Origin of the sequence: Bradyrhizobium sp. CCBAU 45384, assembly GCF_028128665.1 — a bacterium.
Taxonomy (GTDB): domain Bacteria; phylum Pseudomonadota; class Alphaproteobacteria; order Rhizobiales; family Xanthobacteraceae; genus Bradyrhizobium; species Bradyrhizobium manausense.
Genome location: NZ_LBIZ01000117.1, coordinates 202,665 through 227,238, shown reverse-complemented (window position 1 = coordinate 227,238; position 24,574 = coordinate 202,665). Strand labels below are relative to the sequence as shown.

24 protein-coding genes and 2 riboswitches are annotated in these 24,574 nt (G+C 67.4%); of the genes, 17 read left to right on the top strand and 7 right to left on the bottom strand.

All coding sequences use genetic code 11. The features are described 5' to 3' along the window. Positions 1 to 47: 47 nt before the first annotated feature. The 3 genes from bluB to cobU are packed head-to-tail and all read right to left on the bottom strand — an operon-like array spanning position 48 to position 1,973. A complete protein-coding gene (gene bluB, locus XH80_RS32570; protein ID WP_271602141.1) occupies positions 48 to 680 on the bottom strand; it encodes a 5,6-dimethylbenzimidazole synthase in 633 nt (210 codons plus the stop codon). Between the two features lie 4 nt (positions 681 to 684). Next, positions 685 to 1,470: an adenosylcobinamide-GDP ribazoletransferase gene (gene cobS / locus XH80_RS32565; protein ID WP_271602140.1), complete on the bottom strand. Its 786-nt coding sequence runs from the start codon at positions 1,468 to 1,470 to the stop codon at positions 685 to 687. Next, complete coding sequence (gene cobU, locus XH80_RS32560) at positions 1,467 to 1,973, bottom strand: bifunctional adenosylcobinamide kinase/adenosylcobinamide-phosphate guanylyltransferase (protein WP_271602139.1); 507 nt, start codon at positions 1,971 to 1,973, stop codon at positions 1,467 to 1,469. Before cobU ends, cobS begins: the two co-directional genes overlap by 4 nt. Before the next feature lie 122 nt (positions 1,974 to 2,095). Here cobU and cbiB point away from each other — a divergent pair, with 122 nt between their 5' ends. Then, entirely contained in the window at positions 2,096 to 3,037 is a 942-nt protein-coding gene (gene cbiB, locus XH80_RS32555) for an adenosylcobinamide-phosphate synthase CbiB (protein ID WP_271602138.1), read from the top strand. A gap of 11 nt (positions 3,038 to 3,048) precedes the next feature. After that, positions 3,049 to 4,014, top strand: a complete 966-nt coding sequence (gene cobD / locus XH80_RS32550) for a threonine-phosphate decarboxylase CobD (protein WP_271602344.1) — start codon at positions 3,049 to 3,051, stop codon at positions 4,012 to 4,014. Here cobD and XH80_RS32545 read toward each other — a convergent pair. Both XH80_RS32545 and cobO read right to left on the bottom strand, forming a co-directional pair. Continuing rightward, complete coding sequence (locus XH80_RS32545) at positions 4,003 to 5,451, bottom strand: cobyric acid synthase (protein ID WP_271602137.1); 1,449 nt, start codon at positions 5,449 to 5,451, stop codon at positions 4,003 to 4,005. The genes cobD and XH80_RS32545 overlap by 12 nt on opposite strands. Positions 5,452 to 5,456: 5 nt before the next feature. Beyond that, positions 5,457 to 6,092 (bottom strand): cob(I)yrinic acid a,c-diamide adenosyltransferase, encoded by a 636-nt coding sequence (cobO, locus tag XH80_RS32540; protein WP_271602136.1) that lies wholly within the window; start codon positions 6,090 to 6,092, stop codon positions 5,457 to 5,459. Positions 6,093 to 6,131: 39 nt separating this feature from the next. Next, positions 6,132 to 6,351, top strand: a riboswitch (cobalamin riboswitch). 96 nt (positions 6,352 to 6,447) lie between these two features. Here cobO and XH80_RS32535 point away from each other — a divergent pair. From XH80_RS32535 to cobJ, 7 genes are read left to right on the top strand one after another with little or no spacing between them, the layout of a single operon-like run. Further along, positions 6,448 to 6,822 (top strand): DUF1636 family protein, encoded by a 375-nt coding sequence (locus XH80_RS32535; RefSeq protein ID WP_057758883.1) that lies wholly within the window; start codon positions 6,448 to 6,450, stop codon positions 6,820 to 6,822. After that, positions 6,819 to 7,853 carry a cobalamin biosynthesis protein CobW gene (gene cobW, locus XH80_RS32530; protein WP_271602135.1) on the top strand — a complete coding sequence of 345 codons (1,035 nt, stop codon included), beginning with the start codon at positions 6,819 to 6,821 and terminating at the stop codon, positions 7,851 to 7,853. Before XH80_RS32535 ends, cobW begins: the two co-directional genes overlap by 4 nt. Further along, entirely contained in the window at positions 7,853 to 11,098 is a 3,246-nt protein-coding gene (gene cobN, locus XH80_RS32525; RefSeq protein WP_271602134.1) for a cobaltochelatase subunit CobN, read from the top strand. Before cobW ends, cobN begins: the two co-directional genes overlap by 1 nt. After that, positions 11,095 to 12,255: a precorrin-3B synthase gene (cobG, locus tag XH80_RS32520; RefSeq protein WP_271602133.1), complete on the top strand. Its 1,161-nt coding sequence runs from the start codon at positions 11,095 to 11,097 to the stop codon at positions 12,253 to 12,255. The genes cobN and cobG overlap by 4 nt, the downstream gene beginning before the upstream one ends. Continuing rightward, on the top strand, positions 12,255 to 12,884 hold the full coding sequence (locus tag XH80_RS32515; RefSeq protein WP_271602132.1) for a precorrin-8X methylmutase: 630 nt from the start codon (positions 12,255 to 12,257) through the stop codon (positions 12,882 to 12,884). Before cobG ends, XH80_RS32515 begins: the two co-directional genes overlap by 1 nt. 2 nt (positions 12,885 to 12,886) lie before the next feature. Then, positions 12,887 to 13,618, top strand: a complete 732-nt coding sequence (locus XH80_RS32510) for a precorrin-2 C(20)-methyltransferase (RefSeq protein ID WP_271602131.1) — start codon at positions 12,887 to 12,889, stop codon at positions 13,616 to 13,618. Next, positions 13,615 to 14,349, top strand: coding sequence for a precorrin-3B C(17)-methyltransferase (gene cobJ, locus XH80_RS32505; RefSeq protein WP_271602130.1), 735 nt, complete (start codon positions 13,615 to 13,617; stop codon positions 14,347 to 14,349). Before XH80_RS32510 ends, cobJ begins: the two co-directional genes overlap by 4 nt. Here cobJ and XH80_RS32500 read toward each other — a convergent pair. Next, positions 14,325 to 15,071 carry a cobalt-precorrin-6A reductase gene (locus tag XH80_RS32500; RefSeq protein ID WP_271602129.1) on the bottom strand — a complete coding sequence of 249 codons (747 nt, stop codon included), beginning with the start codon at positions 15,069 to 15,071 and terminating at the stop codon, positions 14,325 to 14,327. The two genes, cobJ and XH80_RS32500, sit on opposite strands and share 25 nt — an antisense overlap. On the opposite strand from XH80_RS32500, the gene cbiE reads away from it, so the two are divergent. From cbiE to cobT, 7 genes are read left to right on the top strand one after another with little or no spacing between them, the layout of a single operon-like run. Then, entirely contained in the window at positions 15,070 to 16,263 is a 1,194-nt protein-coding gene (gene cbiE / locus XH80_RS32495; protein WP_271602128.1) for a precorrin-6y C5,15-methyltransferase (decarboxylating) subunit CbiE, read from the top strand. The two genes, XH80_RS32500 and cbiE, sit on opposite strands and share 2 nt — an antisense overlap. Next, entirely contained in the window at positions 16,260 to 16,628 is a 369-nt protein-coding gene (locus tag XH80_RS32490; RefSeq protein WP_271602127.1) for a cobalamin biosynthesis protein, read from the top strand. Before cbiE ends, XH80_RS32490 begins: the two co-directional genes overlap by 4 nt. Continuing rightward, positions 16,625 to 17,407 carry a precorrin-4 C(11)-methyltransferase gene (gene cobM / locus XH80_RS32485; RefSeq protein WP_271602126.1) on the top strand — a complete coding sequence of 261 codons (783 nt, stop codon included), beginning with the start codon at positions 16,625 to 16,627 and terminating at the stop codon, positions 17,405 to 17,407. Before XH80_RS32490 ends, cobM begins: the two co-directional genes overlap by 4 nt. Continuing rightward, on the top strand, positions 17,407 to 18,717 hold the full coding sequence (locus XH80_RS32480; protein ID WP_271602125.1) for a cobyrinate a,c-diamide synthase: 1,311 nt from the start codon (positions 17,407 to 17,409) through the stop codon (positions 18,715 to 18,717). Before cobM ends, XH80_RS32480 begins: the two co-directional genes overlap by 1 nt. Next, positions 18,714 to 19,442: a uroporphyrinogen-III C-methyltransferase gene (gene cobA / locus XH80_RS32475; RefSeq protein ID WP_271602124.1), complete on the top strand. Its 729-nt coding sequence runs from the start codon at positions 18,714 to 18,716 to the stop codon at positions 19,440 to 19,442. Before XH80_RS32480 ends, cobA begins: the two co-directional genes overlap by 4 nt. Further along, positions 19,442 to 20,191, top strand: a complete 750-nt coding sequence (gene cobF / locus XH80_RS32470; protein ID WP_271602123.1) for a precorrin-6A synthase (deacetylating) — start codon at positions 19,442 to 19,444, stop codon at positions 20,189 to 20,191. The genes cobA and cobF overlap by 1 nt, the downstream gene beginning before the upstream one ends. Before the next feature lie 10 nt (positions 20,192 to 20,201). Continuing rightward, positions 20,202 to 21,254, top strand: coding sequence for a nicotinate-nucleotide--dimethylbenzimidazole phosphoribosyltransferase (gene cobT, locus XH80_RS32465; RefSeq protein ID WP_271602122.1), 1,053 nt, complete (start codon positions 20,202 to 20,204; stop codon positions 21,252 to 21,254). Here the strand turns inward: cobT and XH80_RS32460 are convergent. Continuing rightward, positions 21,247 to 21,819: a histidine phosphatase family protein gene (locus XH80_RS32460; RefSeq protein ID WP_271602121.1), complete on the bottom strand. Its 573-nt coding sequence runs from the start codon at positions 21,817 to 21,819 to the stop codon at positions 21,247 to 21,249. The genes cobT and XH80_RS32460 overlap by 8 nt on opposite strands. A gap of 73 nt (positions 21,820 to 21,892) precedes the next feature. Further along, positions 21,893 to 22,096: riboswitch (cobalamin riboswitch) on the top strand. 116 nt (positions 22,097 to 22,212) lie between these two features. Here XH80_RS32460 and XH80_RS32455 point away from each other — a divergent pair. Next, on the top strand, positions 22,213 to 24,570 hold the full coding sequence (locus XH80_RS32455; protein WP_271602120.1) for a TonB-dependent receptor: 2,358 nt from the start codon (positions 22,213 to 22,215) through the stop codon (positions 24,568 to 24,570). Positions 24,571 to 24,574: the final 4 nt, after the last annotated feature.

Genomic DNA, 24,574 nt, shown 5'->3' with positions numbered 1-24,574 from the left:
GCTTGTGAATGTTCGTTCGCAGCGGTCCCGGTGGATAGAGCGGGCTGCTACCGCCGCAGCGTGAACTCGCTCGCGTCCCGCCGGTGCTCCCACTTCGCCTGCTCGAGCTCGGGCTGGTCGCATTCCGCCTCGGGATAGCCGATGCAGAGATAGGCGATGAACTTCCAGGAAGCGGGCACGTCGAGCAGGCCGTGGATACGCTGCGGGCTGAGGATGGAGACCCAGCCGAGCCCGATACCTTCGGCGCGGGCGGCGAGCCACATCGCGGTGATGGCCGCGACCACCGAATATTCTGTCGTCTCCGGCATGGTGGCGCGGCCGAGGCCGTGGCCGGTGTCGCTGGCCTTGTCGGCGAACACGGCGAGGTGGCCAGGGGCCTGTTCGAGGCCCGAGAGCTTGAGCGTGGCGTAGCGTAGCGCGCGCTCGCCGGAATAGCAGTTGAGTGCATCGGCGTTACACGCCTTGAAATCGTCGATCACGGCGCGGCGCCGCTGGGGATCATCGACGATGACGAAGCGCCAGGGCTGGCTCAGGCCGACCGAGGGCGACAGGCAAGCCGTCTCGATCAGCCGCTCCATCGCGCCGTCGGGCAGTGCCTGGTTACGAAAGCGGCGCACGTCGCGGCGCCACACGAACAGCTCGCGCAATTGAAGGCGGAAGGTGTCGTCGAACTCGACCATGATTTCATCCTCCCCCGTGGAGGAAGGCGGCCGCGACCAGCAGGATCAGGATTTCGCCGACCTGCTCGAATGCGCCCAGGATGTCGCCGGTCTGCCCGCCGACCTGGCGGATGGCAAGCCGCGCCAGCATCAGCCCGGCGAGGGAGAGCAGCACCAGCCCGACCAGCGCCTTGCCCGGCCCCAACGCCAGAGCGAGCGCGAGCGTTCCTATGGCGAAGGACGTGGCCACGCTGCGGCCCGGCGGCGCTCCTGCGTTCGCGGAAAGACCGTCGGGACGGGCCGGGGCAACCAGCGACATGAAGGCCGGCAAGCCCGCGCGGGCCGCGGCATGAGCTGCGCACAGCGCGAGCATCACGGCCCAGGGATTGGCGATCGCCGCAAGCGCGCTCCAGCGCAGGCCGAACGACAGGATCAGGGCGCAGACACCATAGCTGCCGATCCGGCTGTCGCGCATGATCTCGAGCTTGCGCTCGCGCGTCCGCCCGCCGCCGAGGCCGTCGGCGGTGTCGGCAAGCCCGTCCTCGTGCAGTGCGCCGGTGATGAGCGTGGTCGTCGCGAGCGCGAGCAGGGCGGCGATATCAGGCGTCAATCCGACGCGAATGGCGACCTTGTAGACGAGCGCCCCGGCAAGGCCGACCAGCAGCCCGGCCACTGGGAGGGCCCATGTCGCGCGCGCGACGGCGCCTTCGCCTGATGGCTTCGACGAGGCCACGGGAAGGATCGTGACGAAGGACGCGGCGATCCTGAGATCGGCGGCGACGTCTTTCAGAATGTCGGCGCGCGGCGTCATTTCAGCTTCATCGGCAGGCCGGCGACCACGAACTCGACCTTATCGGCGACATCAGCAATGGTCTGGTTCATGATGCCGGCTGCATCGCGATAGCTGCGCGCCAATGCGTTGTCGGGCACGATGCCGAGTCCGACCTCGTTGGTGACAAAGATGACGGGGCTCTCGAGGCGGGGCAGGGCGGCGGCAAGCTCGCTCACTTCGCGTTGCCAGTCGCGCTCCGCATGCATGAGATTGGAGAGCCACAGCGTCAGGCAGTCCACCAGCCTCGCACCGCCGCCATCACTTGCGATGAGCGCACGCACGAGATCGAGCGGCACCTCGCGCTCGATCCAGCCGGGTCCGCGTCGCGCGCGATGCCCAGCGATGCGCGCCTCCATCTCGGCATCGAGCGCCTCGGCCGTAGCGATGTAGATCGGCGGCTGGTCCGGAAAGCTGCGCGCAAGCGCTTCCGCGCGGGCGCTCTTGCCCGATCGCGCTCCGCCTGTGATCAAGATGACGGCCATAAAGCTCTCCTGTGAGCCTGACTAATCACCAATCGCGGCCAAAGACAAAGCCGAAAATCAGCCCGGCAGGGGCTTGCGCTCGCCCCTCGCTTTGCGCAACAGGGGCGGGACAGGAGGCGGGTTTGGGTTTTGCAGGCGCGATGGTGGTGGCGATGGCGATGGATGCCCTCCTGGGCTGGCCGTCATGGCTGTTCGCGCGGATCGGCCACCCCGTGACCTGGCTGGGCCTGCTGATCGATGCCATCGATGCCGGCTGGAATCGCGAGTCCGATGCCCTGGCGCTCCGCCGCGCCGCCGGCATTGCCGGCGCGCTTCTGGTGATCGCGCTCGCGGTGGCGCTCGCTTGGGTGCTTCAGTCCTTGCTTCCCTCAGGCTGGATCGGATTCGTGCTGGCCGGCGTCCTGGCCTGGCCGCTGGTGGCGCTGCGCTCGCTGCATGATCACGTCGCCGCGGTCGCCAAGCCTCTGCTGACCCGCGACATCGCCGCCGCGCGCGAGGCGGTCTCGCGCATCGTCGGCCGCGATCCGGCCGCGCTTGATGAAGCCGGCATCGCACGCGCGGCGATCGAGAGCCTCGCCGAGAATGCCTCCGACGGCATCGTCGCCCCGGTGTTCTGGGGGACGCTGTTCGGCTTGCCGGGAATCCTCGGCTACAAGGCCATCAACACGCTGGACTCCATGATCGGCCATCGCAGCGATCGTCACGAAGCCTTTGGCTGGGCCGCTGCTCGCATCGACGATGTCGCCAATTTCATTCCGGCGCGCCTGACCGGCTTGCTGTTCGTGTTGCTCGCACCGCGGCGCTCGGAGGCGCTGTCGTGCATGACGCGCGATGCGCGCCGGCATCGTTCGCCCAATGCCGGCTGGCCGGAAGCTGCGATGGCCGGCGCGCTCGGCGTGCGGCTCAGTGGCCCGCGCATCTATCACGGCTGTGTCACGAAAGAGCCCTGGCTTAACGAAGGTGCGCGCGATCCGCTTGCAGCGGACATTCATGAGGGGCTGGCGATCTACCGCCGCGCCATGCTGCTGCTCGCAGGCGTGCTTGCGATCCTGGCGTATGCGTGAAACAACGGGCCATGCGCGAGCACGGTGGAAATCTCGATCTGGCCCAGCAGCGTTTTGGCGGGCGCGCGGAGGACTGGATCGATCTGTCGACCGGCATCAACCGGCTGCCTTATCCCGTCGGCGAGATATCAGCGCATCACTGGCAAGCCTTGCCCTCGCGCTCCGAGATCGAGGCGCTGCATCAGGCCGCCCAACACGCCTATGGCACATCAGCGCCTGTCGTTGTGATGGGCGGCGCACAGGCCGCCATTCAACTGCTGCCACAGCTCGCGCCGCGTGGCCTGGCCCGCATCCTCGCGCCGACCTACAACGAATATGCGCCCGTTCTCTCGGTCGCGGGATGGCAGGTCGAGCAGGTGAGGGAGCTCGATGCGCTGGCGGGTGCGGATCTTGCCATCGTCGTCAATCCCAACAATCCCGATGGCCGCCGTCATGCGCCGAAGGATCTGCTTGCGCTGTCGCCGCGCGTCGGTCACCTCGTCATCGACGAGAGCTTTGCCGATGCCGTTCCCGAGTTCTCGCTCGCCTCGGAAGCCGGCCGGCCGGGCTTGCTGATCCTGCGCTCGTTCGGCAAGTTCTACGGTCTGGCCGGCCTGCGGCTCGGCTTCGCGATCGGCCATGCAGCCGACATTGACAAGCTCGCGGCGGCATCGGGGCCATGGCCGGTCTCGGGCGCCGCGATCGCGATCGGCTGCCGCGCTTTGCGCGATGAGGCCTGGGCCAAGGCGACGTCAGCGCGGCTTTTGCGGGACTGTGCGCGCCTCGACGCGATGGCGCATGCGCAGGGCTGGCGGCTCGTCGGTGGCGCATCACTGTTCCGTCTCTACGAGACGCCGGATGCGCTTGCCGCGCAGGAGAGGCTCGCGCGCGGTCAGATCTGGTCGCGGGTCTTCACGCAGAACCCCTCGTGGTTGCGTCTCGGCCTTCCGGGCGCTGAGGCCGAATGGACGCGCCTCGCCGAGATGCTAGCGCGCTAGCGTGAGCAGGCCTTCGACATCGAGATGTTTCTCGATGTGATCGGCGAGGGCCTCGAGCGCGCTCTCGACCCTGGCGTGATACGGCTCGTCGCCCGCGGAAATGTCGAGCTTTGCCAGATACGCCTTGCGGAAATCATCCGACGTGAACAGGCCGTGCAGATAGCTGCCTTGGACACGGCCATCGCGCGACATCGCGCCCTCCGCCTCGCCGTTGAGTTTGGCGAACGGCCGCACGCGATCCGGCCCGTCGGTGCGCCCGATGTGGATTTCGTAAGCCTCGATCGGTTGGTTCGTGTCCGCATGCACGGCCGCAACACGCGTCAGTGTCTTTTGCGGGCTCATCACCGTCTCGACATCCAGAAGTCCCAGGCCCGGCGTATCGCCCGCAGAGCCTTCGATACCTTCGGGGTCCGCGACGCTGCGTCCCAGCATCTGATAGCCGCCGCAGAGGCCGAGCACATGGCCGCCGCGCCGATGATGTGCGAGCAAATCGATGTCCCAGCCCTGCGCGCGCAAAAAGGCGAGATCGCCGCGGGTCGACTTTGAGCCGGGGATTATGACGAGCCTGACATCGCCGGGGATCGCTTCGCCCGGGCGCACCATCAAGAGATCAACACCCGGCTCGAGCTTGAGCGGATCGAGATCGTCGAAATTGGCGATGCGCGATAGCGCGAGACAGGCGATCTTGGTCTGGCCGGGCTTGCGCGCATCGCTCAGGCCCAGCGCATCCTCGGCCGGCAGCTCGCCGGCGCGCGAAAACCAGGGCAGCACGCCAAGGCCGCGCCATGCGGTCTTTTGCGCGATCAGCTTGTAGCCGTCGTCGAACAGCGTGGGATCGCCGCGGAACTTGTTGATGACAAACCCCTGGATCATCGCGGCATCATCAGGGTCGATCACCGTCTTGATGCCGACGAGCTGGGCGATGACGCCGCCGCGGTCGATGTCGCCGACCAGAACCACCGGCACGTCGGCCTTGCGGGCAAAGCCCATATTGGCGATGTCGGCCTTGCGCAAATTCACTTCGGCCGGGCTGCCGGCACCTTCGACCAGCACCAGATCGGAACGCGCCTTCAGCCGCTCGAAGCTTTCCAGCACGGCGCCCATCAGCGAGGGCTTCATCGCCGCATATTCGCGCGCGCGTGCGGTGGCGATGCGCTTTCCTTGCACGATCACCTGCGAACCGACATCGGTCTCGGGCTTGAGCAGCACCGGGTTCATGTCGGTATGCGGCTCGACGCCCGCTGCGAGCGCCTGCAGCGCCTGGGCGCGGCCGATCTCGCCGCCGTCGACGGTGACGGCGGCATTGTTCGACATGTTCTGCGGCTTGAAGGGGAGCACGCGCAATCCCCGGCGCGTGAAGGCGCGTGCGAGGCCGGCGACGATGAGCGATTTGCCCACGTCCGAGCCCGCCCCCTGGATCATCAGCGCGCGTGCCATCGACTTCAGAACTCGACGCCGGGCTGCGCCTTGATGCCGGAGCGGAACGGATGCTTCACCAGCGTCATCTCGGTGACGAGATCGGCGATCTCGATCAGCTCGTCCTTGGCATTGCGTCCCGTGAGCACGACATGCGTCATCGGCGGCTTCGACGTCTTGAGGAAATCGACGACCTCTGCGATGTCGAGATAGTCGTAGCGCAGCGCGATGTTGATCTCGTCGAGCACGACCATGCGCAGGCTCTCATTGAGGATCAGCTCCTTCGCCTTCTCCCAGCCGGCGCGCGCCGCCGCGATGTCGCGGGCGCGGTCCTGCGTCTCCCAGGTGAAGCCTTCGCCCATGGCGTGGAACTGGCAGAGCTCGCCGAAATGGCCGGTGAGCAGGCGCCGCTCGCCGGTATCCCAGGCGCCCTTGATGAACTGCACCACCGCGCAGGGCAGGCCATGGGCGACACAGCGCACGATCATGCCGAAGGCGGAGGACGACTTGCCCTTGCCGGCGCCGGTGTGGACGATGATGAGGCCCTTTTCGCCGCTCTTGGTCGCCATGATCTTGTCGCGGGCGACCTTGATCTTCGCCATCTTGGCGGCGTGCTTGGCGTCGGTTTCATCTGCCGTTTCGGTCTCCGGCTCGCTCGTCATCGGATCGGTCCTTCGGCTTGACAAGAGGCGGCCGGGGGCAAATGGTGCTCCGGCGTTGGTTCCTGTCCTATGACAGGCGAAGAGGGAATGCGATAGGGTCCGAATCGGCAAGATTTGGGTCCAAAATGCAGCCGCCCCCGCGACCGTGACCGGAGAGATGCCCAAAGCCACTGATCCCCTGAAGGGATCGGGAAGGCGGGGATCGAAGGGGAAACCCTGCTCCGCAAGCCGGGAGACCTGCCAGCGCGGACGATTTGTGGACCGGCGGACGGGGTGTTCCGCGACGGGGAAGCGGGCCTTCGCAAGGATGGTCCGTGGGCCTCTTCGCCTCCCGCTGATACTTCTGGAAGAGGCGATGACTGTCACACTGCATGTCTGCATCACCTGCCGCGCCGGCCAGACGCTGGGCGAGGGCGAGGTCACGCCCGGCAAGCGCCTGCATGGTGCGATCCTCGAGGCCGGCGTGCCCGAGGGTGTGACGGTGGTTCCCGTCGAATGCCTGTCGGCATGCAGCCAGGGCTGCTCGGTCGCACTCAGCGCGCCCGGGCGCTGGTCGTATGTCTATGGCCGCCTGACGGATGCCAACGCGCAGGACGTCGTCGCCGGCGCCGCCGCCTATGCCGCCGCGCCCGATGGTCTCGTGCCCTGGCGCAGCCGGCCCGAAATCTTCCGCAAGCAGTCGCTTGCCCGCATTCCCCCTATCGCCGTGTTGCCGGAGGCCGCCGAATGAACTCGCTTGCAAAAGTCCCCGTGACCGTGGTCACGGGTTTTCTCGGCTCCGGCAAGACCACGCTGATCCAGCATTTGCTCAGCAATGCGGGCGGCAAGAAGCTCGCCGTGCTCGTCAACGAGTTCGGCAGCGAGGGCGTGGATGGCGAGATCCTGAAATCCTGTGCCGACGCGAACTGCCCGGAAGAGAACATCGTCGAGCTCGCCAATGGCTGCATCTGCTGCACCGTCGCCGACGATTTCATTCCGACCATGGAGCAGCTGCTGGCGCGCCCCGTGCGGCCCGATCACATCCTGATCGAGACCTCGGGGCTGGCGCTGCCAAAGCCGCTCTTGAAGGCGTTCGACTGGCCGGAGATCCGCTCGCGCATCACGGTCGACGGCGTGATTGCGCTCGCCGATGCCGAGGCCGTCGCGGCCGGCCGCTTCGCGCCGGATCCGGATGCGGTCGAGGCGCAGCGCGCTGCGGACGAAAATCTCGATCACGAGACGCCGCTGTCCGAAGTGTTTGAGGACCAGATCGCCTGCGCCGATATCGTGCTGCTGACCAAGGCCGATCTTGCGGGCGCTGCCGGCATCGAAGCCGCAAAGGCCGCGATCGCCGCGGAGATGTCGCGTCGCGTGCCGATGCTGCCGATCACCGACGGCGCCATCGATGCGCGCGTCATCCTCGGCCTCGGCGCTGCCGCCGAGAACGATCTTGCCGCGCGCCCCTCGCATCATGATGGCGAGGAGGAGCACGAGCACGATGATTTCGCCTCCGTCGTGATCGATCTTCCTGAGGTCGCCGACGTCGATGCGCTGGTCGCCTCCGTGCAGAAGCTGGCGCGCGAGCAGAACGTGCTGCGGGCCAAGGGTTACATCGCGGTTGCGGGCAAGCCGATGCGGCTGCTGCTGCAAGCGGTCGGCGAACGCGTGCGCCACCAGTTCGACAAGCCCTGGGGCGCGGGCCGCAGGCAGTCAAAGCTCGTCGTGATCGGCGAGCACGGCGATATTGACGAAGCCGCGATCAGGGCGGGATTGGGAGTCTGATGCACGTCGTCTTCCGCGAGAGCCGTGGTCTCGAGGAGACCGCGACGCCAAGGGACATCGGCCAGGACCCGGCCGATCTCGTGGTGCTCTCGTTCTCGGATTCGGACCTGGCAGCGTTTGCGGCGGGCTGGCGGCGTGGCCGCGACGGCCTGCCGTCGCTGCGGCTGGCGAACCTTGCGGAGCTCCGTCATCCGCTCTCGGTCGACACCTATATCGAGCGCACGCTGTCGCAGGCGCGCGGCATTCTGGTGCGGCTGATCGGTGGTGAGTCCTATTGGTCGTACGGGCTTGCGGCGCTCCAGCAACTGGCAAAGGATCGGGGCATCGTTCTCGCGGTGCTGCCGGCCGATGGCCGTGATGACACCAGGCTGGATGCGTATTCGACCTTGCCGGTCTCGACGCTGCGGCGGCTGAAGGTGCTCTGCGACACCGGCGGTCCCGTCGCGGCGCAAGCCGCGATCGCGCAACTCGCGCTGGCCTCGGGTCTCTATGCCGGGCCTGTTACCGGCGAGATGAACGTGCCCGAGATGGGCTTTTACGATCCCGTGCGCGGCGTCATTGCGCCGCCGCCGGGCGAGGGGAAGCCCTTCGCGCTCGTGACATTCTATCGCTCCTATCTCACCGCTGCGGACACCGGGCCTGTCGATGCGCTGATCGCAGCACTGCGCGAGAAGGGTTTTCATGCCTATGGGGCTTTCGTCGCGTCGCTGAAGGCGGCGGGCGTCGCGGATTGGCTGCGCGCGCATCTCGCGCAAAATCCGCCGGCGGCCATCGTCAATGCGACCGCGTTCTCGGCGATGGGCGACGACGGCACCACGCCATTCGATGCCGCGCAATGTCCGGTCTTCCAGGTCGCGCTCTCCTCGGCGCGGCGCGAGGACTGGGCGGAATCGCTGCGCGGGCTGTCGCCCGGCGACCTCGCCATGCATGTGGTGTTGCCCGAGGTCGACGGCCGCCTGTTCGCCGGCGTGGTGAGCTTCAAGTCAGCCGCAACGCGCGATCCCGATCTGCAAATCTCTCATCTGGCCCACAGACCGGATCAGGAGCGTGTGGAGGCCGTGATAGCCCGCGTCGCGGCGTGGCGGAAGCTTGCCAAGACGCCGGTCGCCGAGAAGCGGTTGGCCATCGTGCTGTCGAACTATCCCGGCCGTCCGCACCAGATCGCGCATGCGGTCGGTCTCGATGCACTCGCTTCGGTGCAAGCGCTGGTGACCGATCTCGCCGAGGCCGGCTTCGATGTTGCGTCGGTGCATGCACTCGGCGAGATGTTGCTGAAGCAGAAATTGACGTGGAGCGTCGCCGATTACCGCGCCGCGCTCGCGCGCCTGCCGCAAATCCTGCAGGACGATCTCGCGCAGGCCTGGGGCGCGCCGGAAAACGATCCGAGTTGCCGCGACGGCGCGTTCCACTTCGCTGCGATCCCATGCGGCCGATCGATCATCGCGGTCCAGCCCGAGCGTGGCAACGCGATCACGCGCGATGCCGACTACCACGATCTCGCCCGCACGCCGCGCCATGGCTATGTCGCGTTCTATCTCTGGCTCCGCGCGCAAGGGATCGATGCCGTCGTGCATATGGGCGCGCATGGCACGCTGGAATGGCTGCCGGGAAAGTCGGTGGCGCTGTCGTCCGCGTGCTGGCCGGAAGCGCTGACTGGTGATCTCCCCGTCATCTATCCCTTCATCGTCAACGATCCCGGCGAGGCCGCGCAGGCCAAGCGGCGCATTGGCGCCGTCACCATCGGCCATCTGCCGCCGCCGCTCGAGCAATCCGCTGTGCCGGAAGGGCTGCGCCGACTCGAACGCCTGCTTGACGAATATTCGACCGCCGATGGTCTCGACCCCGCGCGGCGCCAACGCCTGATCGCCGCGATCCGCGACGAGGCGCGTGCGGCCGGCCTCGAAGACGATCTCGGGATCGATGCCTCGGCCGCGCCGGCGGAAGCCATTCCGCGCATCGATCGTTTCGTCTGCGACCTCAAGGAAAGCCAGTTCGGCGACGGCCTGCATGTGTTCGGCCGTGGCGCCTGTGGCGAGGCCGAGCTGGACGCACTCCGCGCCGCGCTCGCAGGACGACGCGTGGCGCCGGGTACGTCCGGCTCGCCCTATCGCGGGCGTCAGGACGTGCTGCCGACCGGGCGCAATCTGTTCGCTGTCGATCCCCGCGCGGTGCCGACGCCGTCGGCGCATGCACAGGGGATCAAGCTCGCCGAAGAGCTGCTGCGTCGTCATTTGCAGGATCACGGCGACTGGCCGAAGGGCCTCGTCGTCGATCTCTGGGGCTCGGCGACGATGCGCACCGCGGGCGAGGAGTTTGCGATGGCGCTGCATCTTGCTGGTCTAGCGCCGCGCTGGGATCACGCCTCCGGCCGCGTCACCGGCTACGACATCATCGCGCCGGCCGAACTCGGCCGTCCCCGCATCGACGTGACGCTGCGCGTGTCCGGCCTGTTCCGCGATGTCTTCGCCGGCCTTGCGCAATTGTTCGAGGCGGCCTCCGAGGCGCTCGCCAGCCGCGACGAGGAGGGCGAGGAGAATCCGTATCGTCAGCGTGCGTCGCGTGTGTTCGCGCCGCGGCCCGGACAATACGGCGTCGGCCTCTCGGCCATCCCCGATGCGTTCACATCGGAGACGCGCGATGCTGCCGGCGAGGCCTGGCTGTGCGCTTCGTCCTGGGCGTTCTCTGCCGATGGTGCAATCAAGCCCGATCGCGCCGGCATCGAGCAGCGGCTCGCCTCGGCCGATGCGTTCGTTCACGCCCAGGATCTGCCCGAGACCGACCTCCTGCTCGCCGCCGACTATGCGGCGCATGAAGCCGGCATCGCCGCGGCGGCCGCGCATCTCGGCGCATCAGGGCCATCGCTCTATCACCTCGACACGACGCGCCCCGACGCGCCGCATGCGCGCACGCTGACTGAAGAAATCTCCCGCGTCGTCCGCGCCCGCGCCGCCAATCCGGCCTGGATCGCCGGCATGATGCGCCACGGGTTTCGCGGCGCGGCCGAAATATCGGCGACGCTGGAGCACATGGCGGCCTTCGCCCATCTTGCCGGCGCGGTGCCGCCGCATCTGTTCGATCTCTATTACGACGCGACGCTGGGCGACGCCGATGTCCGCGCCTTCCTGGCGCGCGAAAATCCGGCGGCGCTTGCCGCAATGGAAACGTGCTTCACGCGCCTGCACGAGGCCTCGCTCTGGCGGACGCGCCGCAACTCGATCGCGGCGGCGCTGAAGGAGGCGTCATGAGTGCGGCGTCAGTGAAGGGCTGGTGTCCCGGCGCGCTGCGGCCGATGCAATCGGGCGACGGGCTCGTGGTCCGCGTGCGCCCGTTCGGCGGCCGGCTCGATGCGGCACAGACGGCCGGGCTCGCGCATCTCGCCGAGCGCCACGGCAATGGCCTGATCGACGTCACCAGCCGCGCCAATCTCCAGATCAGGGGCGTCAGCGAAAGCAGCCATCGGTCGCTGCTCGACGGTCTTGCGCAACTGACGCTGCTCGACCCCGATGCCGACACCGAATCCCGGCGCAACATCCTGGTCACGCCGTTCTGGCGCGACGGCGACGAGACCCAGGCGCTCGCCGCCGAGCTCGAAGAGGCGCTGGCAGATTCGATGCTCGAACTGCCGACGAAATTCGGCTTCGCCATCGACGACGGCAACTCGCGCGTGCTCGCCGGCGATTCCGCCGACGTGCGGATCGAGCGTGACGTTTCAGGTGATCTCCTCGTGCGCGCGGACGGCGCCCGGCTCGGCCGCAGCGTCGCGCGTGGTGAGGTTGTGGGCACCGCGATTGCTGTTGCGCGCTGGTTCGTCGCGTCAGGCGTCAGGGATGGGCGCGGGCGCATGGCAGCGCATCTTGCGGCCGGCGCAAAATTGCCTGAGGCGCTCCGCGGCGAGGCCGAGCCTGCGCCGATCATGGCCGCAGCGCGTCCCGGCCTCTATCCGCAAGGCGCCATGGTCGGCATCGCCTTCGGGCAGATGTCGCATGCGACGCTCGATCAGCTCGCTGCTTGCGGGCATGCGTTGCGGATGACGCCGTGGCGGATGGTCCTGAGCGAAGGCAAGCGGACCATGCCGACCGCGTCCGGCCTGATCACCGAAGCCCATGATCCGGCGTTGCGCGTCATCGCGTGCAGCGGTGCGCCGCGCTGCCGCGAGGCCCATGCCGATACGCGGGGGCTGGCGGCGGCGCTGGCGCCAAACATCGGCGGGGCCGCGCAGCTTCACGTCTCTGGCTGCACCAAGGGCTGCGCCCATTCCGGCGCGGCCGCGATCACGCTGGTCGCGACGGCAAAGGGTTTCGATCTCGTGCGCGGCGGCTCGACCCGCGACGAGCCCGTCCTGCGCGGGCTCGATCGTGACGATATCGTTCGTGATCCCTCCATCCTGATGGGAGGGCACTGATGCCGCACATCTACGAGACCGACGGCGCGGCGATCTACCGGCAATCCTTTGCGACCATCCGGGCCGAGGCCGATCTGGCGCGCTTCACGGCTGACGAGGAGCAGGTCGTGGTGCGGATGATCCATGCCGCCGGCATGGTGGGACTCGAGGCGCATATCCGCTTCACGCCCGGCATGGCGACGGCTGCGCGCGCGGCCCTGCAGAAGGGCGCGCCGATCCTGTGCGATGCGCGCATGGTGTCCGAGGGCATTACCCGTGCGCGATTGCCTGCGGCAAATGCCGTGATCTGTACGCTGGGCGACGAGACCGTCGCGGCATTGGCCAGGTCGATGAACAACACGCGCTCGGCTGCGGCGCTGGAGCTGTGGCGGCCGCATCTGAATGGCGCCATTGTCGCGATCGGCAATGCGCCGACGGCGCTCTTCCATCTGCTCAACATGCTCGAGGATCCCGACTGTCCGCGTCCCGCGGCGATCATCGGCTGTCCCGTCGGCTTCGTCGGCGCCGCCGAGTCAAAGGCCGCGCTGATGGCTGATCCGCCGGTGCCGGCGCTCACCGTCGAAGGCCGCCTCGGCGGCTCCGCGATCACGGTCGCCGCCGTGAACGCGCTGGCGAGCCGGAGCGAATAGCCATGGGACGCATCATCTGCTGCGGTCTCGGCCCCGGCGATCCTGATCTGATGAGCGTGCGCGCCGACCGCATGGTGCGGGCGGCCAAGCACGTCGCCTATTTCCGCAAGAAGGGGCGGCCCGGCCAGGCGCGGCGCATCGTCGAGGGCATGCTCGCTGCCGACGTCACCGAATATCCCATGGAATATCCTGTCACCACCGAGATCGCCTTCGACAGCCCGGACTACGTGCAGCAGCTCTCCGGCTTCTACGACGAATGGGCCGAACGCCTGGCGCGGCTTTCGCGTGCCGTCGACGTCGTCGTGCTCTGCGAGGGCGATCCCTACTTCTACGGCTCGTTCATGCATTTGCACACGCGCCTGCAGGGCCGCGTCGAGATCGAGGTGATCGCCGGCATTCCCGGCATGGTCGGCTGCTGGAACGGCGTCGGCCAGCCGATTGCCCTCGGCGACGACGTGACGACGGTGCTGATGGGCACGCTTCCTGAGGCCGAGCTTGAACGCCGTATGCGCGATTCCGATGCACTTGTGATCATGAAGACCGGCCGCAATCTTGCAAAGGTGCGGCGCGCGCTCGCGGCCGCCGGGCGGCTGGATGATGCCTGGCTGGTCGAGCGCGGCACCATGCCGGGGGAGCGCGTCGCGCGACTCGTTGAGATCGACGCCACCGAGTGTCCTTACTTCGCGATCGTGCTGGTGCACGGCAAGGGCCGGCTTCCGGACGCCGCCGAATGACGGGCACGCTGACCATCGCGGGCCTCGGCCCGGGCAGTGAAGCGCTGGTGACGCCGGAGGTCTCCGCCGCGCTTGCCGCCGCGACCGATATTTTGGGATACGCGCCCTATGTCGCGCGCGTCGCCCCGCGGCCTGGGCTCACCGTGCATCCATCCGACAATCGTGAAGAGCTCCGGCGCGCGAGCGAGGCGCTGCGGCTGGCGGCTGAAGGCGGGCAGGTCGTCGTCGTCTCCTCCGGCGACCCTGGCGTCTTCGCCATGGCTTCAGCCGTGTTCGAGGCGCTCGAAATGGCGCCGCAATATCAGGACCTGCCGGTCCGCGTGCTGCCTGGCATCACCGCGATGCTGGCAGCTAGCGCACGCGCCGGTGCGCCGCTTGGTCACGACTTCTGTGCGATCAATCTCTCCGACAATCTCAAGCCATGGGCGATGATCGAGAAACGGCTGCGGCTCGCAGCGGAAGCGGATTTTTCAATTGCGATGTATAATCCGCGCTCCGCGAGCCGGCCGGACGGGTTTGGCCGCGCGCTCGCGGTGCTGAAGGAAGCGGGCTGTGGCGGGCGTCTTGTGATCTTCGCGCGCGCGATCAGCGCGCCTGACGAGACGATCGTGACCGTCCCGCTGAATGATGCGACGCCTGAGATGGCCGACATGCGCACGCTGGTGATCGTCGGCAACTCGCAGACGCGCCGCGTTGGCCGCTGGGTCTATGCGCCGAGGCAAGTCCGATGACCAAGCCACTGCATCACTTCCGCGACGCTCTCGACCCGCTTGCGCTCGGGCAAGTTTGGCCGCGAGATCATGATCACGGGCAGGCCGAGCAGGCGGGCCGCGTCGATCTTGGCACGGGCGCCGTCGCCGCCGGAATTGCGGGCGACGATCCAGGCGATGCCGCGCATGCGCATCATCTCCAATTCGCCGTCAATCGTGAAGGGTCCGCGCGAGACGATCACATCGGCGGCGAAGGGCAGGGGCACTTCGGGCGGATCGACGAACCGCAGCGTGTAGGCATGCTGCGGCTTCGCCGCGAACGGCGCGATGTGCTGGCGGCCGATGGCCAGGAACACGTTGGCCCGTGCTTCGGGCAGCGCAGCGACTGCTGCGTTGACGTCAACCACTTCAATCCAGTTATCATCAGGCGCTTTCGCCCAGGGGGCACGCTCCAGCGCGATCAGCGGCGTGCCGGCCGCCGCGCACGCGGCGATGGCATGGCGGCTCATCTCGGCCGCGAAGGGATGGGTCGCGTCGATCACATGCGTGATGCGTTCGCGGCTGATGTAATCAGCAAGACCGCTCACGCCGCCAAAGCCGCCGATGCGGGTCGGCAGCGGTTGATCGGCAGGGGTTCTGGTGCGCCCGCCATAGGAATACACCGCATCGATCCCTGCGCGCGCGATCTCGGCGGCGAGCAGGCTCGCGTCGGCAATTCCGCCCAGAATAAGGGCGCGCATCATGGTTGATTCCCCGGCTAATCCTTGGCTGACCATCATCGGTATCGGCGAAGATGGCCTTGCCGGGCTGTCGGAGGCAAGCCGAAAGGCGCTGGCCAAGGCCGAAACCGTGTTCGGCGGCGAGCGCCATCTTGCGCTTGCCGCTGCTGGCAGCCGCGGCCGCGCGTGGCCGGTACCGTTCGACGCTGACGTCGTGCTGAGCTGCCGTGGCCGGCCGACGGCAGTGCTGGCATCCGGCGATCCCTTCTGGTACGGCGCTGGCGCTGGCCTCGCCGAGAAGCTGAATGCCAATGAGTGGATCGCGCATCCCGCGCCATCGACCTTCTCGCTCGCCGCGGCGCGGTTGGGCTGGCGGCTCGAATCCACCGTTTGCCTCGGCCTTCATGCCGCGCCGTTCGAACGGCTTGTACCCCATCTGGCGGATGGCGCGCGGATCATCTGTCTGGTGCGAGACGGCAAGGCCGCCGTTGATCTGGCGAGATGGCTGACGGAGCGCGGGTGGGGTGTCTCGCTATTCTGGACTCTCTCCGCGCTTGGCGGCCCCCATGAAAAGGTCGGTAAGCATCACGCGGAGACCTATACGCGCGTTTCCGCCGGAAGCCTCGTTGCTGTGGCGCTGGAGGCAAGAGGGGCGGACGGTCTCTCTCGCAGTTCGGGGCTACCGGATGTTCTCTTTGCTCACGACGGTCAGATCACCAAGCGGCCGATCCGCGCCTTGGCGCTCTCGGCACTCGGTCCATGCCCTGGCAGAAAGTTGTGGGACATCGGTGCAGGTTCGGGGTCGATCTCGGTAGAGTGGGCATTGGGCGGCGGGTCAGCGGTCGCCGTCGAAACGCGCGAGGATCGTGCCGCCAACATCCGCAGCAATGCGGAAGCGTTCGGGGTGGAACATAAGATCACGGTCGTTGCGGGCACCGCGCCCGACGCGCTCGCTGCGCTGGACGGGCCGGATGCTGTGTTCGTCGGGGGCGGCTTCGACACCGCGCTGTTCGAAGCTGTCTGGTTGCGGATTACGCCCGGCACGCGGTTCGTCGCCCATGCCGTGACTCTGGAGACGGAAGCGCTGCTCGGCGAGTTGCATCAACAGCATGGCGGCGAGCTGATGCGGGTCGAGATCGCGCGTGCCGCTCCGCTCGGCCGTTACCGCGCGTGGGAGGCGACGCGGCCGGTGGTGCAGTGGAGTGCGGTCCGATGAAGGTCGCCGGGCTTGGATTCAAGCAGGATGTGACGCTGGCCTCTTTGCGCGAGGCGCTGCTGGCAGCCGGCGGTTCCGCAGGGCTGGCTGCGGTCGCGACCGTGAGCGACAAGGCGGATGCGGAGCCGCTGAAGCAGCTCGCGCGCGAGTGTGGCGTTCCGATCAAGGCGGTGCCCGCCGAGACCCTGGCCGGCATCGCAACGCCGACGCAGTCGCAGCGGATCACCGAAAGGTTCGGCACGGGCTCGCTCGCCGAAGCCGCGGCCCTCGCGGCCGCCGGCCCTCACGCGCGGCTGATCGCAACGCGCGCGGTCTCGCAGGATCGCACGGCGACCGCTGCAATCGCCGAAGGAGACGGCCCATGACGGTGCATTTCATCGGCGCCGGGCCGGGCGCGCCCGATCTGCTCACCCTGCGCGGGCGTGATTTGATCTCGGCCTGTCCGGTTTGCCTCTATGCGGGTTCGCTGGTGCCGGAAGGCGTGCTGGCGCATTGCCCTCCAGGCGCGCGGATCGTCAATACGGCGCCGCTGTCGCTCGACGAGATCATCGCCGAGATTGCCGCGGCCCATGCCGCAGGCAAGGATGTCGCGCGGCTGCATTCCGGCGATCTCTCGATCTGGTCGGCGATGGGCGAGCAGCTGCGCCGCCTGCGCGCGCTCGGCATTCCCTTTACTGTCACGCCGGGCGTTCCGTCCTTCTCCGCAGCCGCTGCCGCGTTGGAAGCCGAGCTGACATTGCCCGGTCTCTCCCAGTCGGTTGTGCTGACGCGCACAGCGGGTCGCGCCAGCGCGATGCCCGATGGGGAGAAGCTCGCGGCCTTCGCCGCGACAGGCGCGGTGCTCGCCATTCATCTTTCGATCCATCAGCTCGACATGGTCGTCGCCGAGCTCACCCCGCATTACGGCACAGACTGCCCGGTCGCGATCGTCTGGCGTGCGAGCTGGCCGGACCAGCGCGTCGTCCGCGCCACGCTGGCGACGCTCGATGCTGCGCTCGGCGCCGAGATGGAGCGCACCGCGCTGATCCTGGTCGGCAAGACGCTTGGCGCGGCGGATTTCGACGAGAGCCGGCTTTATGCCGCCGACTACGACCGCCGCTATCGGCCCGTTGGCGCCGAGCCGCGCTTTCCGGAGGCGTCGTGATGGCAGCTGCCCTCGTCATCTCCGCACCAGCCTCCGGCATCGGCAAGACCACCCTCACGCTGGCGCTCGCGCGTGCCTGGCGTCATCGTGGCCTGAACGTGCAATGCTTCAAGAGCGGCCCTGACTATATTGATCCCGCCTTCCATGCCGCCGCTACGGGCCGCGCTTCGGTCAACGTCGATAGCTGGGCGATGGACAGCGCGACGATCTCACACCTGATCAGCCGCGGCGCGGACGCCGATGTCGTGCTCGCCGAGGGCTCGATGGGCCTGTTCGACGGGGTCGCTGCACGCGGTGTCTCCGGCACCGGCGCGACCGCCGACATTGCGGAGATGCTGGGCTGGCCGGTGGTTCTGGTGATCGACCCGTCCGGACAGGCGCAGACAGCGGCGGCGATCGCAACTGGCCTGCGCGATTATCGCGCCGGCGTGCGCCTTGCGGGCGTCGTGCTCAATCGCATCGCCAGCCCGCGCCATGAAGACCTCGTGCGGCGTGCGATCAACGATGCCGGGATTGCCGTGTTCGGCGCATTGCCGCGCCATGCCGAGATCAGCCTGCCGAAGCGGCATCTCGGCCTGGTGCAGGCCGAGGAGCAGGCGGAGATCGGAAAACTGATCGAGGAGGCCGCGCGCTTTGTCTCGGAGCATGTCGATCTCGATGCGGTGCTGCAATCGGCCGCAAGCTGGTCGCCGCAGCCGGTCGTGAACGGCTTGAACGTGACGCCGCCCGGCCAACGCATCGCGCTCGCCCGCGATGCCGCGTTCTCCTTCGTCTATCCGCATATGCTGGAAGCCTGGCGCGCGGCCGGCGCGGAGATATCGACCTTCTCGCCGCTCGCAGATGAAGCGCCCGACGCGAGCGCCGATGTGTGCTGGCTCCCCGGCGGCTATCCCGAGCTTCACGCCGGCAAGATCGCCGCGAACACGCGCTTCGGCAGCGGTCTGCGCGCCTTCGCCGAGACGCGGCCGGTGCATGGCGAATGCGGAGGGTATATGGTGCTGGGAGCTGCTTTGACTGATGCCGATGGTATCAGGCATGAGATGACAGGTCTGCTCGGCCTCGAGACGAGTTTCGCCAAGCGCCGCATGCATCTTGGCTATCGTCTTGCAGCGCTTGCGGCGCCGATGCCGGGGCACAAGGTTGGGGCGCGGCTGCGCGGCCATGAGTTTCACTATTCGACCATTCTCGCCCAGCCCGACACGCCGCTGGCGGTCGTGCACGATGCGACCGGTGCGGTCATCGCCGAGACCGGCTCGCGGCGCCGCCACGCCACCGGCACCTTCTTTCACCTGATCGCGGAGGACCGGTGAGCGGCTTTGTCTCCTTCGTCTCCGCCGGTCCCGGCGATCCTGAATTGCTCACGCTCAAGGGCGCCGCGCGGCTGCGCGAGGCTGATGTCGTGCTCTATGACGATCTCGCCTCCGGGGCGATCCTCGATCTGGCGCGGCCCGGGGCCAACCTCGTCGCGGTGGGGAAGCGGGCAGGGCGGCCATCGACAAAGCAGCATCATGTCAACCGCCTGCTGGTCGACTATGCGGCGACGGGCGTCCGCGTCGTGCGGCTGAAGTCGGGCGATGCCGGCATCTTTGGCCGGCTCGAGGAGGAGATCGAGACGCTGCGCGAGGCCGGCATCGGCTATGAGATCGTTCCCGGCGTCACCTCGGCCTGCGTCGCCGCCGCACATGCCGGCATTCCGCTGACGCGTCGCCACACCTCGCGCCGGGTCCAATTCGTGACCGGTGCCGATGTCACCGGCGAGCTGCCGCCCAATTTGAACTGGGTGGCTCTTGCCGATCCCGATGCGATGACGGTGGTCTATATGGGCCGGCGAACCTTTCCGGCGCTGGTCGCGAAATTGATCGAGCATGGCCTCTCGCCGAGCACGCCGGCGCTGTTCGCGGAATCGCTCGGCCGCGCTGACGAGCGTCTGGTCCGCACCACTGTTGTCGAGCTGGCCGATCAGCTGGCGCGCGGCGGCGCGGCCTCCACGGCCGCCGTCATCCTGTTCGGCGCGCTGGCGGAGGGCGGATCGTGATGATGACCCTCTCCCTGATCGGCATCGGCTGCGGCGATCCCGGGCAGCTTACGCGCGCGGCAATTGGCGCGATCAACACCGCAGACCTGATCCTAGTCCCGCGCAAGGGCGCCGCAAAATCCGACCTCGCCGAACTCAGGCGGACGATTTGCGCCGAAGTTCTCACCAACGACACCACGCGCATCGCCGAATTCGATCTTCCCGTGCGCGACGCCCGCGAAGCCGATTACCGCAAGGGCGTCGACGATTGGCACGACGCGGTCGCGGCGACCTGGTCGCAGACGATCGCCGATCATCTGGGCGCAGACGGCAAGGTCGCGCTGCTGATCTGGGGCGATCCCTCGCTCTACGATTCCTCGCTCCGCATCGCGCGCCGGCTCGATCCCTTGCCTGAGATCGAAGTGGTGCCGGGCATCACCTCGATCCAGGCGCTGTGCGCGGCACATGCGCTGCCGCTCAACGATATCGGCGAGCCGTTCCTGGTGACGACCGGGCGCCGCTTGCGCGAAGGCGGCTGGCCTGAAGGCGTCGACACGGTCGTCGTGATGCTCGACGGCGGCACGGCGTTCCAGTCGCTGGATCCTGAAGGCCTTCAGATCTGGTGGGGCGCCTATCTCGGCATGGCCGACCAGATCATCCTGTCCGGCGCCCTGACTGAGGTCGGCCCGCGTATCGTCGCCGCGCGGCAGGACGCGCGCGAGCGGCACGGCTGGATCATGGACAGCTACATTCTCAAGCGCAGGCCATAAGCGAGGCAGCATGCTCCCTGAATGGGTTACCCAGAAATGCCCCGAAATCTCCGCCGACCACCGCGAAGCGGCGATCGCGCGGCAGGCACAACTGACAAAGCCGACCGGTGCGCTCGGCCGCCTCGAGCAGCTCGCGATCGAGCTTGCCGGCCTGCAGGCGACCGAGCGCCCGCGCGCCGCGCGCGTGCCGATCATCATCTTCGCCGGCGATCACGGCGTCGTCGCGCAGGGCGTGTCGGCCTATCCGCAGGCTGTGACGATCGCGATGATGGCGAATTTTGCGTCCGGAGGTGCCGCGATCTCGGTGCTGGCGCGCGAGCTCGGTTCGACGCTCGAAGTTGTCGATGCCGGCACGCTGGCCGAGGAGGCGATGCCTGATATCATCACGGACAAGCCGCGCCACGGCACGCGCGATTTCAGCGTTGAGCCTGCGCTCACGCCGGCTGAGCTGGCCTTTGCGTTCGAGGCCGGCGAGCGCGCGGTAGCGCGGGCGAAGGCCCATCAGCCTGACCTGCTGATCTTCGGCGAAATGGGCATCGGTAACACCACGGCTTCTGCGGCGATTGCTGCGAGCCTGCTCGGCATCAGCGCCGAGGAGATCGCGGGCAGTGGTACCGGCGTCGATGCGGCCGGCCGTGCGCACAAGGTGGGCGTGATCGAGGCGGCAATCGCGCGCCACGGTGTGGCGAGCGCTTCGCCCGAAAACATCCTGTGCGCCGTCGGCGGCCTCGAGATCGCGGCGATATCAGGCGCGATCATCGCGGCCGCGCAGGCGCGCATTCCCGTGCTGATCGACGGTTTCATCGTTTCGGTCGCGGCACTGGCGGCGGTGCGGCTCAATCCGTCGTGCCAGCCATTCCTGCTGTCGTCGCATCAATCGGCGGAGCAGGGGCATCGGCTGGTGTTGCGTGCGCTGAACGTGCAGCCCTTGATCAGCCTCGATCTCAGGCTCGGCGAAGGTTCTGGCGCCGCGATCGCGCTGCCGCTGGTGCGATCGGCCTGCGCGCTCCACAATGACATGGCGACCTTCGCGCAGGCCAACGTGCCTGACAGGCCTAGCTGACCCGCTGGTTGACCGACCAGACCCGCCAGCCGGTCGCGAGCCGGTCGATCCGGGTCAGCGACAGCGGATCGATCACGAAGCGCAAGGCGGCATCCGGCGTCAGGTCGAGCGCGATGCACAGCGCGGCGCGGATCGTGCCGGAATGCACAATCAGCGCCGCCGGACCCGCGCCGACCCGCGCGAGACCCAGACGGACGCGGGCGACCTGATCTTCAAAGCTTTCACCGCCCGGTGGTCTCTGGTGTGCAGGGGCGTTCCAGAACTGCGCATAGGCCTCGCCACCGCTGCTGGCGAGCTCGTCATGCCGCCGGCCGGTCCAGTCGCCGAAATCCTGCTCGCCAAACTCGTGCACCAGTTCTGGTTCGAGCCCCAGCGCGCGCGCCGTCTCGATCGTGCGCCGCGCAGGGCTCGCATAGCTCGCAGCATCGTGCGGCAAGCGCGATCGCAGCACCTCCAGTTGCGCGCGATCGGTCAGGTCCGCCGCCGCATCGGCCGCGTGGATCGTCCCTTTGACGCCGTCGACGGGCGCATGTCGGATCAGCCAGAGGAAGGTCGCGCCTTCCATGTCAATCTCCGGGGGAAGTTGGTGGCTGTGGCAATATCGCCGCGTCTTGCACATTGACTCCGTCTTGGTCGTAATCCTAGATGCTGGCGACGGTTTCCCCGAGAGGGGATGAAAAGGGAATGCGGTGCGGGGACGTTGTCCCCAATGCCGTAGCTGCCCCCGCAACTGTAAGCGGTGAATCCTTCGTCTTTAAAGCCACTGGGTCCTCGGTCCCGGGAAGGCGACGAAGCGGTCACGACCCGCGAGCCAGGAGACCTGCCGTCAGCCGTGGTCACACGCGAAGATGTCGGTCGGGGAGTACAGACATCAGGCTTCATCGGAAGGCTTAGTGCCTGATGATGGGACCTTGGTTCGCGGTGACGTGCCACTGACGTCACTCCGAGGTCCAGGACCGTGTTTGCCAGCCGTATTGTACGACCACGCCGCATTTTGCTGGCGTCCGCCGCTCTGACATCTCTTGCAGTTGTCGATATGTCCGCTGCTTTGGCGCAGCAGGCCCGCGAGACGCTGCCGGCCGTCGAGGTGTCGCCCCCGCAATCCCGCAAGCAGGCCAAGCCGGCCGCCCGGGACGCGGCAGGCACCCGCCGCGCGACGGCTCGCGAGCCGGCCGCGGCGGAGGTCGCGCCAAGACCGGTCGTGACGAACAATGCGGCGCCGACGCCGCTCAACAGCAATGCGGTTGCCGAAAGCGCCTCGCGCCTCGGCCTGACGGTGCGACAGACACCCGCAACGGTCGAAGTCATCTCCGCCGAGACCATGCGCGAGCAGGGCTACCGCACCGTCTCCGATGTCGCGCAAGGCGCGGTTGGCGTCACCGCCGGCGACAATCCCGCCGAGCCTTCAGCCTTCTCGATGCGCGGCTTCACCAACAGCCAGATCAACACGCTCTACAACGGCATCAAGATCGGCCCGCAGAACATGACCTCGCGGATCATGGACACCGCCAATCTCGAAGCCGTGGAAATCCTCAAAGGCCCGGCCTCGCTGATCTCGGGCGAGGGCGCCGCCGGCGGCGCGATCAATTTCGTTACCAAGCAGCCGCACACGGGGCCGATCCGGAACGAAGCGGACTTCTCCTGGGACTCGTTGAACTCGTTCCGCGCGCATTACGGCTCGGGCGGCAGCACCAATGTGCAGGGGCTGGACTACCGCTTCGATATCAGCCGCTCCACGCTTAACGGCTTTGCCGACGATACCAGCACCAGGACGTTCGATGTGTCTGGCCAGCTCAACTACCGCATCTCGGACAGCCTCAAGGTTTGGGGCGCGATCGAATATCGGGAGGATCGCGGACGGGCCTATTGGGGCACGCCGCTGGTGCCGGTGGCCTTCAGCGGCTCGCATGCGACGGCAGGCATCGTCTCGGGCACTTATATCTCGAACTTCAACGGGACCAATCTCGGCCCTGTTACCATCGACGATCGCACCTTCAACACCAACTACAACGTTCTCGACAACCGCAACGTGGCTCAGGAGGTGTGGCTCCGCGGCGGCTTCGAGCTGGGGCTCGCGCCCGACCTCACCTTGAAGAGTCAGGCCTATGCCTACGGCGCGGAGCGCTCCTGGCTCAACAACGAGGTTGAGGCGTTCAACACAACGACGAATACGGTCGATCGCAGCCGCTTCTATGTCGCGCACAGCCAGCGTCTGGTCGGCAATATCACCGACCTGACGTGGGATGCTGATATCGCGGGCCTCGAAAATCGTCTCGTCACGACCTTTTCGTCGAGCTATCTCGATTTCGTCCGGCCGGGCGCGGCGAATTTCCCCGGCGATTCCGTCGATCTCGTCGATCCCGACCGTGGCTTCTACGGCCTGCTGACGACCAGGCAGCAGACCGCGCGGATCGACAACGAGGCGCTGTCGTTCGAGGACCGGCTGAAGCTGACGCGGACATTCGCTCTGATCGGCGGCCTGCGCGTCGAACATATCGGGCTCGACCGCAACTCGACCGACGTCGCCGGGCTGGAGAACGCGGGATTCCCGTTCACGAAATCCTGGGCGCCCGTCACGGGGCGCCTCGGCTACACCTGGGAGGCCATTCCCGGCCTGACCTTCTTCAGCCAGTACGCCACCGGCGCAGATGTCTCGGCCAACAACATCTTCCTGCTGGGGCCGACCCAGCCGCTCGATCTGACCACCGCACGCACCTACGAGACCGGCGTCAAGCACGTGCTCTGGGACAACAGGGCGGAGTGGTCGTTCTCAGCTTACGATATCGAGCGCAAGAACGTCTATGCCGCGGCCGGCGGCCAGACGCTCAACATTGCGGGGCGGCAGGAATCCAAGGGCGTCGAGCTTGCCGGATCGATTCGCCCCATCGCGCCTTTGCGTCTCTGGGGCAACATCGCCTATGTCGATGCGCGTTATGCCGACTATGATTTCACCGGCGGCTCGTTCTCGGGCAATAGGCCACCGAACGTGCCGCGCATCGTCGCCAATGCCGGCGCGTCCTGGCGCTTCTTCACGCCCTGGCCGGTCGAAGTCGGCATCACCGGCCGCCATGTCGGCGATCGCGCCAACAGCGACGCCAACACGGTGACCATGAATGCCTATACCGTCGGCGACGTTTACGCCTTCGTCGACATTCCCAAGACGGTTTTCAATGCCGTCGACCAGGCCCGACTGACCTTTCGCGTGCGCAACGTCACCGACAAGCGCTACGCGATCTGGGGCGACCCGTTCTATCCCGACCAGATCCTGCTTGGTGCGCCCCGGACCTACGAGATCGCCGCCGCGTTCAAATGGTAGGGGG